Here is a 12132-nt window from a genome sequence, read left to right on the forward strand (position 1 = left end):
GCCGCCGTCAGCGTCGTCTTGCCGTGGTCCACGTGGCCGATCGTACCCACGTTCACGTGGGGCTTGGTACGTTCGAACTTACCTTTTGCCATTTTCAATTCTCCAAAGAGCGATGCCTGTGTTGTGGTTTAACGTCTGCATCCGGTTGCTGGTTCGTCCCGCACAGGGCAACGGGACGGCACCGGATCGCAGACTGCAAAAAACTTTGCGAAAGAGGGAGAACACCGCCGCGGCCTTCAAGCAGGCCCTGGCGGCATTCCGGACAGCCGCGCTTGCTTGTTACTTGGCGCGGGCTGCGACGATGGCTTCCGACACGTTGCGAGGTGCTTCGCTGTAGTGCTTGAATTCCATCGAGTACGTGGCGCGGCCTTGCGTGGCCGAGCGCAGCGTGGTCGAGTAGCCGAACATTTCCGACAGCGGCACTTCGGCACGGATGGCCTTGCCACCGCCCGGGATGTCGTCCATGCCCTGGACCATGCCGCGGCGGGAGGACAGATCGCCCATCACGGTACCGGCGTAGTCTTCAGGCGTTTCCACTTCCACGGCCATCATGGGTTCCAGGATGACGGGGCCGGCCTTGCGGCAGCCTTCCTTGAAGCCGAAGATGGCAGCCATCTTGAACGCCAGTTCGTTCGAGTCCACATCGTGGTACGAACCGAAGTGCAGCGTGACCTTGACGTCGACCACGGGGTAGCCGGCCAGCACGCCTTGCGTGACGGCTTCGTTGATACCCTTTTCCACGGCCGGGATGAATTCGCGAGGCACCACACCGCCCTTGATCGCGTCGACGAACTCGATGCCCTTGCCGGCTTCGTTGGGTTCGATCTTGAGCACGACGTGACCGTACTGGCCCTTACCACCGGACTGGCGCACGAACTTGCCTTCGGCTTCTTCCACCGTCTTGCGGATGGTTTCGCGGTAGGCCACTTGTGGCTTGCCGACGTTGGATTCCACGCCGAACTCGCGCTTCATGCGGTCCACGATGATTTCCAGGTGCAGCTCGCCCATGCCGGAGATGATGGTCTGGCCGGATTCTTCGTCGGTCTTCACGCGGAAGGATGGATCTTCTGCAGCCAGACGCTGCAGGGCGATGCCCATCTTTTCCTGGTCGGCCTTGGTCTTGGGTTCCACGGCCTGCGAGATCACGGGCTCGGGGAAAATCATGCGCTCAAGGATGATCTGCGAGTTCACATCGCACAGGGTTTCGCCCGTGGTCACTTCCTTCAGGCCCACGCAGGCAGCGATGTCGCCGGCGCGGATTTCTTCGACTTCCTGGCGCTCGTTGGCGTGCATCTGCACGATACGGCCGATACGTTCCTTCTTGCCCTTGATCGGGTTGTAGACGGTATCGCCCTTGGTCAGCACGCCGGAGTAGACGCGCACGAAGGTCAGCTGGCCGACGAACGGGTCGGTCATCAGCTTGAATGCCAGCGCCGAGAACTTCTCGTTGTCGTCGGCCTTGCGGGTGATAGGCTTTTCATCTTCGTCGGTACCGGCCACGTCGGGAATGTCCGTCGGTGCTGGCAGGTAGTCGATCACGGCGTCCAGCATGCGCTGCACACCCTTGTTCTTGAAGGCCGTGCCGCACAGCATGGGGTGGATCTCGGTGGCGATCGTGCGCGTGCGCAGACCCAGCTTGATCTCGGCTTCGGAGAGGTCGCCCTCTTCGAGGTACTTGTTCATCAGGTCTTCAGACGCTTCAGCAGCGGCTTCGACCATCTTCTCGCGCCATTCCTTGGCGGATTCCACCAGGTCGGCCGGGATGTCTTCGTAGTTGAACTTCATGCCCTGGGAAGCTTCGTCCCAGATGATGGCCTTCATCTTCAGCAGGTCCACCACGCCGGTGAACTTGTCTTCGGCACCGATCGGGATCACCACGGGCACGGGGTTGGCCTTCAGGCGCAGCTTCATCTGCTCGTAGACCTTGAAGAAGTTGGCACCGGTACGGTCCATCTTGTTCACGAAGGCCAGGCGAGGCACTTTGTACTTGTTGGCCTGGCGCCACACGGTTTCCGACTGGGGCTGCACGCCACCCACGGCGCAGTACACCATGCAGGCGCCGTCCAGCACGCGCATCGAACGCTCCACTTCGATCGTGAAGTCCACGTGGCCGGGGGTGTCGATGATGTTGAAGCGGTGCTCGGGGTAGGTATTGTCCATACCCTTCCAGAAGCAGGTCGTGGCAGCCGAGGTGATCGTGATGCCGCGCTCTTGCTCCTGCTCCATCCAGTCCATGGTGGCAGCGCCATCGTGCACTTCACCAATCTTGTGGCTCACGCCCGTGTAGAACAGGATACGTTCGGTGGTCGTGGTCTTGCCAGCGTCAATGTGGGCCGAGATACCGATATTGCGGTAGCGCTCGATGGGGGTATTGCGAGCCATGGTGGATCCTTGGATGGGTCGTGTTATTCAGGGGACGGGCCAGCATTGTGGCGCTGCAACCCGTCAATTTTGTGACCGCCGCAATCGCCACAAGGCTGCAGGCAGAAATGCCGGCAGCCTTGCGATGGGCGACGCGAGAGCGGTCGTCGATTTAGAAGCGGAAGTGGCTGAACGCCTTGTTGGCTTCGGCCATGCGGTGCACTTCGTCACGCTTCTTCATGGCGCCGCCACGGCCTTCGGTGGCCTCCAGCAGCTCGTTGGCCAGGCGCTGGGCCATCGACTTCTCACCGCGCTTGCGGGCGGCTTCCTTGATCCAGCGCATGGACAGGGCCAGGCGGCGGACAGGGCGCACTTCCACGGGCACCTGGTAGTTGGCACCGCCGACACGGCGGGACTTCACTTCGACCATGGGCTTCACGTTGTTGATGGCAACGGTGAAGGCTTCCAGGGGGTCCTTGTCAGGGTGCTTCTTCTCGATCAGTTCCAGGGCACCGTAGATGATGCGCTCTGCAACTGCCTTCTTGCCGCCTTCCATGATCACGTTCATGAATTTGGACAGCTCTACATTGCCGAACTTGGGATCCGGCAGGATTTCACGTTTGGGGACTTCGCGACGACGTGGCATTTTTCACCTCATATTGCTTCAGTTGGCATCTTTTCAGACACCGCGAGATTCATTCAGAACCCCACTTACTCGACCCACACGGAACAGTCCGCGCTTGGGGTCACTTCGTTTGACTGCGCCTGCCAGGCGAATCAAACACCGTTGGAGACACAACCGCCAGGGCTTACTTGGCCTTTGGCTTCTTGGCACCGTACTTGGAACGGGCCTGCTTGCGATCCTTCACGCCCTGCAGGTCCAGCGAACCGCGAACGATGTGGTAACGCACACCGGGCAAGTCCTTGACACGACCGCCGCGAACCAGCACCACGCTGTGTTCCTGCAGGTTGTGGCCTTCACCGCCGATGTAGGAAATGACTTCGAAGCCGTTGGTCAGGCGAACCTTGGCGACCTTCCGCAGAGCGGAGTTAGGCTTCTTTGGCGTCGTGGTGTACACACGGGTGCACACGCCGCGGCGCTGGGGAGAGTTCTCCATCGCAGGGCTCTTGGACTTGATCTTTTCGACCTCGCGCCCCTGACGGACTAGTTGATTGATGGTTGGCATGAAATACGTCCCTAAACGTAAAAAACGAAAACGTGAAACCCTTCGGAATTTCCGAAAAGCCTTCTAATGTAGCAGCAAGGCGTCGATCAGGCAAGCCGCATTGCGGCGTAACCCCAAGCATCTCCCGATGCGCCGATATTGCCTGCCGCGTTTAAAAGCGCAGGGCCAAGGCCAGGACCGCCGCGCAAGGGCCGCCCCGCCGCGCTGGCGGTGTCCCCCTTCCCGAATGGCGTAGCCATTCGAGAGAAGGGGGAAGGCGCGAAGCGACTCAGGGGGATGTACCTTATTTAATCCACAGGCGGATCGCATCCCAGGCGCGGCCCAGGATGCCGGCCTGGGCCACGCCGTCCAGTGCCACCAGGGGCACGTCGGCCAGCGTCTGCTCGCCCAGCACCACTTTCAGGGAACCCACATTCTGGCCCTTGGTGAAAGGGGCCACCAGGGGGTCGGGGCGCGCGATCTCGGTCTTGATCTTGCCGCCGCTGCCCGAAGGCACGGCCACCACGATGGCCTCGCTGCGGCCGATCTTGAGGGTGTTTTCCGTTCCCTTCCAGACGGCGGGGGTCGCCACGGGCTGGCCCGCATCGAACAGCTTGACCGCATCGAAGGCGGTGTAACCCCAGTTCAGCAGCTTCTGGCTTTCATTGGCGCGGGCATTCTCGCTCGCAGCGCCCAGCACGATGGACAGCAGGCGGCGCTGGCCCACATTGGGGAACTCGCGCTTGGACGTGGCCACCAGGCAGTAGCCGGCAGCGGCCGTGTGGCCGGTCTTCAGGCCATCGACCGTGGGGTCGCGGAACAGCAGCGAGTTGCGGTTGTTGCCATTGGAAGCCGGCGTGCCCGGATAGCTGTACTGCTTGGTGGCGTAGTAGTGCATGTACTCCGGGAAATCCTTCATGAGCCGGCTGGCCAGCACGCCCAGGTCGCGCGCGGTGGTGGTGTGGCCGGGCTCGGTCAGGCCCTCGGGGTTCTTGTAGGCCGTGTTCTTCATGCCCAGCGCCTTGGCCTGGTCGTTCATGAGCTTGACGAAGTTCTCGGCCGTGCCGCCCACGCCTTCGGCCAGCGCCATGGTGGCGTCATTGCCCGACTGGACGATCATGCCCTTGATCAGGTCGTCCACCGGCACCTGCATCTTGGGGTCGATGAACATGCGCGAGCCGGGCATCTTCCAGGCCAGCACGCTCACCGGCAGCTTCTGGTCGAGGGCGATCTTCTTGGCGCGCAAGGCGTCAAACACCAGGTAGCCCGTCATCAGCTTGGTCAGCGAAGCCTGCTCCACCGGCGCATCGATGTCCTTGGCGGCCAGCACCTGCCCGGCCGTGATGTCCAGCAGCAGGTAGTTGCGTGCGGCGATCTCGGGCGGCTGCGGGGCCTGCACCTGGGCCCACAGGGCGGCAGGCGCGAGCACCGCGGCAAGGACAACGGAGCGCAGCGCGGGCAGAAAGGACTTCATGGAAACAGGCATTCAGGTGAGAAGAGAAAAGAAAACAGCAGAAAGCAGGCAGAAGCAGCGCAATGCAGGTGTGGCGCGCGGGCGGGCCGCTGAGCCTCAGGCCCCGGCCAGCAGGTGGCGGGTCACCAGATTTTTCAACAGCGGCAATTGTCCGTGAAAGAAATGCCCCCCACCGGGAACGACTGTCACAGGGAGTATCTGGGGACGCGCCCAGTCCATCACCGCGGCCAGGGGCACGGTGTCGTCCTGCTCGCCATGCACGACCAGGGTGCGTTCGTGCGCCTCGGGCGGCACCGGCGCCACGGCGAATCGGCTGGCCGCCGTGCCCACCAGCACCACACGCTCGATGGAGCGCTCGGCCCACAGACGCGCCAGCGCATGGCTGGTCACGAAGGCGCCAAAGGAGAAGCCCGCCAGGGCCAGCGGCCCCTCGGGCGCCACCTGGCGCACCACCTCCAGCAGGTCTTCGGCCTCGCCCCGCCCTTCGTCGTGCGTGCCGGCACTGCCACCCACGCCACGGAAATTGAAGCGCACGGCCGTCCAGCCGCTGTGCACGAAGGCACGCGCCAGGGTCTGCACCACCTTGTTGTCCATGGTGCCGCCGAACAGCGGGTGGGGGTGGGCGATGACGGCCACGCCACGCGGGGCGGCCAGGCCCTCGGGCAGCACGGCGGCGTCGCGCACCGCCTCGATGGCGCCGGCTGCGCCGGCGAGGGTCAGGCGTTCGGTCTGGGAATTCACGGGATTTGCTACCAGGTCAATAGCAGCCTGCACCCAAAGGGCAAGGCAGGCCGCCTGGAATCAGAAGGTCGAAAGCGCTCTGAATGGAAATCAGCGGCCAAGTTCCGGGGGCGTCAGAAGCCGCTCCACGACCTGGCCATTCTGGAGGTGGGATTCGACGATCTCGTCAATGTCCGCGTTGTCCACAAAGGTGTACCAGACCGCCTCGGGATAGACCACCGCGATGGGCCCGCCCGCACAGCGGTCCAGGCAGCCGGCCTTGTTCACGCGCACCTTGCCGGCACCGGACAGGCCTGCGGCCTTGACCTGCGACTTGCAGCGGTCAAAGGCTGCCTGGGCGCCATGGTGGGCACAGCTGTCCTCGCCATTGGTGCGGTCGTTCAGGCAGAAGAAGATATGGCGCTGGTAATAGCCCGGCTGCGCCGCCGGGGTCGTCGTGGGGGTGTCGCTCATGCCGCCATTTTAGGAGCGGGCCTGCCCCCGGCCCACTCCCAGAGCCCCTACGGAGGACTTCAGTCCTGCAGAGAAGCTGTCAGAAATCGAAGCTGGCAGACACCTGCCAGGTGCGCGGCGGCGCCACGGCGATGAAGTTGCGCCCGGCAATCGTCCAGTAGGCCTTGTCCGCCAGGTTGGTGATGCCGGCCTGCAAAGTCATGGTGGTGCCATCGCCCACCGCGGTGCGGTAACGCACACCCACATCCACCCGGTTCCAGGCAGGCACGCGCTGGGTATTGGCCAGATCGACATAGGCGCTGCCCGTGTGCAGGTAGCGCCCCGTGAGCGTGAGCCCCGGCACCGCCGGCAGGTCGTACTCCGCTCCCAGATTGGCCGTGAGCTCGGGCACGCCGATGGCTTTCTTGCCATCGGCGGTACCGCCTGCCGTGCGCGCCATGCGGCCATCGGTCCAGGCCACACCGCCCAGCAGGCGCAGGCCGCGCGCCAGCTCGCCAAAGGTCTCCAGTTCCACGCCCTTGTTGCGCTGCAGGCCGGCAGCACGGAACACATTGCTGCCATCGACGAAGGCCGTGGCCCGACGGATGTTGAAATAGGCCAGCGTCACGCCGTAACTGCCCTGGTCCCACTTGAGCCCCAGTTCATGCTGCTTGGACAGGTAGGGCTCCAGTTGCTCGCCCGCATTGGCCGAGCCCGCGGGCGCAATGGCGCCCTGGGCCAGCGCTTCGGCGTAGTTGCCATAGAGCGAGACCCCGCCGCCCAGCTTGTACAGCGCCGCCACCGTGGGCGTGATGCGCGATTGGCGGTACGGCGCCTTCTCGATGCGCTGGTGGCGTGCCGCCAGTGTGAGCAGCAGGCGCTCGTCCAGCAGGGCCAAGGTGTCGGCCACGGCCAGGCTGTCCAGGTGCAGGGCCGGGCTGTCCACGCCCACCACAGGCGGGATGCCGTTGGCGAACGGGTCGGGCACGCTCAGTGGCTGGTAGATGTTGCTCACCACGGGCGCAGCCAGGGGCACCGAGATGGAGCGCAGGTTCTGCAGTTGCTGGCGCTGCAGCACCGTGCCCACGGCGAGCTTGTGGCGCACGGAGCCCCACTGGAACTCGCCACGCACCCCCAGGTCGGTCACCTGGTTGGCCTGGGTCCACAGCAGACTGGAGGCACTGGTGTAGCGCACTTCACCCGCCCCGTTGAGGGTGGTCTGGTCCACATACTGGCGCACCGGCGGGGCCTCGCGCATGCGGCCATGGCGGGCATGGGCCGTCCAGCCGCTGGCGAAGTCCCACTCGGCACTCAGCAGGCCATAGGTCTGGCGCAGATCCATCTTTTCCCATGAGGGCTTGGCATGCACGTGCGGATCGGGCACCGCCGGCACGGCCGCGCCCGCCTGCAGCAGCCAGTGGCCAAACAGCGGCGAGGATTCGCGCCGCGTGATACCGGCATCGAGCACCACGCGCACCTTCTCGCCCCGGTAGTCCAACGCCACCTGGGGCGCTATCAAGCGGCGCTGGGCGCCGTCGTAGAGCTTGCCGTCCTCGGCCGAGAGGTTCAGGCGCGCGCCCAACTGCTGGTCGACACCGAAGCGCTGGCCGATGTCGGCATGCGCGCCGAGCAGCGATTTGTCCAGCGCCAGAATGGAGACCGAACGCACAGGCGCATCGGTGGCGCGCTTGGGAACCAGGTTGAAGCTGCCGCCCACCGTGGCGCCGTAGCCCGACGCCCCCACCAGCCCGCCGGCCGGGCCCTTGAGCACCTCCAGCCGCTCGTAATGGCGCACCGGCACGCTGCTGTACGCAAACAGGCCCTCCACCCCGTCGAACAGGTAGGCGTCACTGTTGCCCAGGAAGCCGCGGATGGAGCTCTGGTCCAGCGGCGAGGTGGCCGACAGGCTGGTGCGGATCGACGGATCGTTGGCCACCATGTCGTTCACGGTGCGTGCGCCCTGGTTGCGCACCAGCTCGCTGCTCCAGGCCTTGGTATTGAAGGGTGTTTCGAAGACATCGCTGTTGCCCAGCATGCCGGTGCGGCTGCCGCGCGCGACTTGGCCGCCGGCATAGACGGGGGGCAGGTCACCCGGCCGCTCCTGCGCGGCCGTCACGCGCACGGCCGGCAGCGTGGCGGCGCCCTCGGCACCGGCCGGCACCGCTGCGGCAGCGGCGCGGCGCAGCGAATAGCCGCCACCGGGCTGCGCCAGGGCCTCCAGGCCCGTGCCGGCCAGCAGGCGTGACAACGCAGCACCGACCGGCATGGTGCCCGACAGGCCCGGTGTGGCCAGTCCCGCGACCAGCGCGGGCTCGTAACTCAGGTTGACACCCGCCGTGCGCGCAAAACGATCGAGTGCGCTGCCCAGCGGGCCAGCAGGGATGGAAAAGCTGCGGTTGTCGGCGCTGGCAGGCGGGGCGGTGGCGGCCGCAGGCTGGGCCAGCGCAGGCAGGCCTGCCAGGGCCAGCACGCAGGCCAGGGCGGCAGCAGTCGGATGGGAGGGGAAACGGTGCTCGTTACGGGGCATGGCAGCGGCGGATCCTGGGCAAGGGAGGGGCCCAGCAGGCAGTTGCCCGCAGGGTGCTTTCACCAGGGAGGCCGTATGAAACGCGCTATCCCCTCACTTTTTCTGAAAAATATTTTCAGCCCTGCGCCGAAGGCCCCACCGAGACCCACAGCCGGGAGCGGTAGATCACCTCGACCGGCTGGGTCTGCACGAGGAACTGCAACGCCCGGTCGGTGTCGCGCACGTGGTAGACCCCCGAAACGCGCAGCCCGGCCACCCGCTCGTCGCAGACGATGCGGCCGTGCCGGTAGCGTTCCAGTTCGGCCAGAAGATCGGCCAGGCGCATGTCCTGGCCGGCCACCACGCCGTCGGCCCATCCATCGGCATCGAAGCCCTGGGGCGATGCCGGCTCGGCTCCCGTGGCGCCCAGCCACCACGCATCGCCTGCGCGCGCCAGGGAGGAAGCGGTGGCCTCGGAGGGATGCAGCTGCACGGCGCCTTCCTGCACGCTGACCCGCGCCCGGCCCGCGGCCAGCCGCACCACGAAGCGCGTGCCCAGCGCCTGCAGGGCACCGAAGGGCGTTTGCACCCAGAACGGGCGCTTCGCCGTCGCGCCGGTATCCGCCCCGGTGGTGACCAGGATCTCACCGCGGTGCAATTTCAGAGTGCGCAGTCCGGGCGAAAAGACCGAAGAAAGCGCTGTGTCGGTGTTGAGCACCACCGTGCTGCCATCGTCCAGGCGCAGCGTGCGCTGCTCGCCCACGCCGGTGCTGGCATCGGCCAGCAGGCGCTGCCACGGCGCATGCTCGCGCACCGTCCAGCCAGCCACGGCGGCCATGCCCGCCAGGCCCAGCAGGCGCAAGCCCTGGCGGCGGCGCTGGCGCTGCGCATCGGCCGCCTGCAGGGTGCCCAGGGCCAGGGCGGGCGGCACGGCGGTGAAATCGCCACGCAGCGATTGCACGCGCGCCCAGGCGTTCGCATGGTCGGGTTCGGCCTGCAGCCAGCGCTCGAAAGCCGCCCGGGCGCGTGGCGTGGGGGCGCTGAAATCGAGCTTGACGGCCCAGGCGATGGCCTCGTCCACCACGCGCTGGGGCAAAGGGTCGGCGCCGGCCTTCATGGGCCGAAACGCAGCGCGTAGCAGTGGCGCAGGGCCGTGGCCACGTAGCGCTCCGCCGTGGCCAGCGAGACGCCCAGGCGCTCGGCGATCTGCGGGCAGGTCAGCCCTTCGAGCTGGGCCCACAGGAAGGCGGTGCGCACGCGCGGCTTGAGCGCATCAAGCATGCGGTCGATGGCGACCAGGGCCTCCAGCACCATCAGCCGGCTTTCGGGCGACGGCGCCTCGGCTTCGGGCAGGTGGGCCAGGGTCTCCAGCCAGGCCTGCTCCAGCGCCCGGCGGCGCCAGTGGTCGGCCACCAGGCCGCGCGCGATGGTGCTCAGGTAGGCCCGGGGTTCGCGCGGGGTTTCCGGCGTCTCGCGCGCCAGCAGGCGCATGAACACGTCCTGCGCCAGGTCGGCCGCGTCACAGCTATTGCCCAACTGGCGGCGCAGCCAGCCATGGAGCCAACCGTGGTGGCGGCGGTAGAGGGTGTCGATCTGTTGCAATGCTGGCGCGGCGGCGGGCATGGAAACCCTTTCGGCAGGCGGCGGGGCACGCCGCCATCTTTAAAATGAGAATTATTCTCAGTGTATCCAAAAGCAGCTTTGCCCGGCGACACCGCCTGCGTGGAAGCTCAGCTCTCCCGCCGCCCCACCCTGACCAGCACGAAAGCCAGGGCCCCATAGGGCCAGAGCCAGCCCAGCCACTGCCCCAGGCCGTAGAAGCGGATGAAGCGCCCCTGCTCCCAGGCCTGCAGGGTCTGGGCGAAGTAGGCGCTGGTGGGGGCCTGGTTGAGCAGGCCCAGATGCCACACCAGCACCAGCAGCAGCAGGGCCGCACAAGCCCGCCGGGGCACTGCCAGCAGCACCACGGCCAGCGCGAGCGCGCCCCACACGCCCACGCGCGCCGGCAGGCCCATCCATTCCCAGGCATGGGCCGGGCCCCAGCTGAGCGCGGCCGACAGCGCCGTGAGCACCACCCCGGCCACCACCACCGCCAGGGCAAACAGGGCCCTGCGCGAGGCCTGGCGGATCACGCAATAGCCCAGCAGGCAGGGGATCAGCAGGCCCAGCGTCACGCACAGCAGTTCACCGCCGGGGGACAACGGATCGAGCGCGGTATCGCGCATGGGCAGCCAGTCCAGGAAAGGCGTATCGGCCAGGATCTCGGCCAGCGCGGCCTCCAGCCGCTCCAGCACCTGCCCCAGGCCGAAGGGCACGGCCGCCGGAAACAGCAGGGCCAGCGGCCACAGCGCCAGCAGCACCAGTGCGCCCTGCGCGTCCTGCACGAACCAGCGGTCGCGAAAATCGCTCCAGCGGTCGATGGCGCCCAGGCGTTCGAGCGCCGCCGCCGTGAGCGCCCCCACCAGGGTGCCGGCCGAGTTGAGCGCCAGGTCCATGTTGGAGGGCACGCGCCGGGGCAGGTAGATCTGCAGGAACTCCAGGCCCAGCGACAGCAGCACGCCCGCCACCGTGGCCAGCAACCAGGCGCCCCAGCGCCAGCGCATGCGCATCAGCGCGAGCGCCAGCAGAAAGCCCAAAGGTGCATAGCCGACGAAATTGGCCGTGACATCGAACCCGGTCCAGTACGGCGGCGGCATGTGGGCCACCAGGAACACCCAGGGGTCAATGCCCTGTGCGCGCCAGCCGTCGAACGGGAACAGGCTGGCAAAGACGATCAGCGCCGCGTAGATCAGCGCCAGGGGGCCAGCGGAGCTCTTGTACACGGGCGCTCGGCGCGTCAGAAGGGTTTGACCACGACCAGCACCACGGCGGCCACCAGCAGCAGCACCGGGACTTCATTGAACCAGCGGAACCACCGGTGGCTGCGGCGGCTGGTGCCATCGGCCAGCTTGCGCAGCAGCACGGCGCAGGCATGGTGGTAGCCGATCACCAGCACCACCACGGCCAGCTTGGCATGCATCCAGCCATTGCCCGGCCCCCGGCCAATGCCATAGCCCAGCCACAGCCACAGGCCCAGGGCCAGCGCCGGCACCGCCAGCAAGGTCGTGAAGCGCAGCAGCTTGCGCGCCATGAGGACCAGGCGCTCGCGCTCGGCCACCGAGCCCGGGGCCACCATGGCCAGGTTCACGAAGATGCGCGGCAGGTAGAACAGGCCGGCGAACCAGCTGGCGATGAAGACGATGTGGAAGGCTTTGACCCAGAGCATGGTGGCAGTTTAAGGGGCAATCTGTGCCTTACGGATCGGGCTCCAGCGAAATCCGTCCTTTTGACATCTTACCAAGGCCTTCATTTTCAAAATCCAAATCAAAATATTTTATTCCAAATAAATTAACAGCAATTGATATACCCATCGAAACCCCACCAATATCAAAATCAATCAATGGCAAAACAGA

Annotated in this window: 13 protein-coding genes; all 13 read right to left on the bottom strand. The window is 66.1% G+C overall.

The window, feature by feature from the left end:
• Positions 1 to 92: GTP-binding protein (locus HNP48_RS00005; RefSeq protein WP_005434227.1), on the bottom strand; the 92-nt coding region annotated here is incomplete at its 3' end.
• A 187-nt stretch (positions 93 to 279) separates the two neighbouring features.
• On the bottom strand, positions 280 to 2382 hold the full coding sequence (gene fusA, locus HNP48_RS00010) for an elongation factor G (protein WP_184854807.1): 2103 nt from the start codon (positions 2380 to 2382) through the stop codon (positions 280 to 282).
• Positions 2383 to 2533: 151 nt separating this feature from the next.
• Positions 2534 to 3007, bottom strand: a complete 474-nt coding sequence (rpsG, locus tag HNP48_RS00015) for a 30S ribosomal protein S7 (protein ID WP_005798541.1) — start codon at positions 3005 to 3007, stop codon at positions 2534 to 2536.
• 163 nt (positions 3008 to 3170) lie between these two features.
• The gene (gene rpsL, locus HNP48_RS00020) at positions 3171 to 3548 is read right to left on the bottom strand and encodes a 30S ribosomal protein S12 (protein WP_010104110.1); all 378 of its coding nucleotides are present in this window, start codon (positions 3546 to 3548) and stop codon (positions 3171 to 3173) included.
• Between the two features lie 283 nt (positions 3549 to 3831).
• On the bottom strand, positions 3832 to 5001 hold the full coding sequence (locus HNP48_RS00025; RefSeq protein WP_184854808.1) for a D-alanyl-D-alanine carboxypeptidase family protein: 1170 nt from the start codon (positions 4999 to 5001) through the stop codon (positions 3832 to 3834).
• Between the two features lie 96 nt (positions 5002 to 5097).
• Positions 5098 to 5742 carry an alpha/beta hydrolase gene (locus HNP48_RS00030; protein WP_184854809.1) on the bottom strand — a complete coding sequence of 215 codons (645 nt, stop codon included), beginning with the start codon at positions 5740 to 5742 and terminating at the stop codon, positions 5098 to 5100.
• 90 nt (positions 5743 to 5832) lie between these two features.
• On the bottom strand, positions 5833 to 6195 hold the full coding sequence (locus tag HNP48_RS00035) for a ferredoxin (protein WP_184854810.1): 363 nt from the start codon (positions 6193 to 6195) through the stop codon (positions 5833 to 5835).
• Between the two features lie 79 nt (positions 6196 to 6274).
• Positions 6275 to 8701 (bottom strand): TonB-dependent receptor, encoded by a 2427-nt coding sequence (locus tag HNP48_RS00040; protein WP_184854811.1) that lies wholly within the window; start codon positions 8699 to 8701, stop codon positions 6275 to 6277.
• Positions 8702 to 8816: 115 nt separating this feature from the next.
• Positions 8817 to 9797, bottom strand: coding sequence for a FecR domain-containing protein (locus tag HNP48_RS00045; protein WP_184854812.1), 981 nt, complete (start codon positions 9795 to 9797; stop codon positions 8817 to 8819).
• Positions 9794 to 10303 carry a sigma-70 family RNA polymerase sigma factor gene (locus tag HNP48_RS00050; RefSeq protein WP_184854813.1) on the bottom strand — a complete coding sequence of 170 codons (510 nt, stop codon included), beginning with the start codon at positions 10301 to 10303 and terminating at the stop codon, positions 9794 to 9796. The genes HNP48_RS00045 and HNP48_RS00050 overlap by 4 nt, the downstream gene beginning before the upstream one ends.
• 107 nt (positions 10304 to 10410) lie before the next feature.
• Positions 10411 to 11502 (bottom strand): VanZ family protein, encoded by a 1092-nt coding sequence (locus HNP48_RS00055; RefSeq protein ID WP_184854814.1) that lies wholly within the window; start codon positions 11500 to 11502, stop codon positions 10411 to 10413.
• A 14-nt stretch (positions 11503 to 11516) separates the two neighbouring features.
• Entirely contained in the window at positions 11517 to 11945 is a 429-nt protein-coding gene (locus HNP48_RS00060; protein ID WP_184854815.1) for a CopD family protein, read from the bottom strand.
• Between the two features lie 28 nt (positions 11946 to 11973).
• Positions 11974 to 12126 carry a hypothetical protein gene (locus HNP48_RS00065; protein WP_221480040.1) on the bottom strand — a complete coding sequence of 51 codons (153 nt, stop codon included), beginning with the start codon at positions 12124 to 12126 and terminating at the stop codon, positions 11974 to 11976.
• Positions 12127 to 12132 lie beyond the last annotated feature (6 nt).

This window comes from Acidovorax soli (assembly GCF_014207955.1).
Taxonomy (GTDB): Bacteria; Pseudomonadota; Gammaproteobacteria; order Burkholderiales; family Burkholderiaceae_C; genus Acidovorax; species Acidovorax soli_A.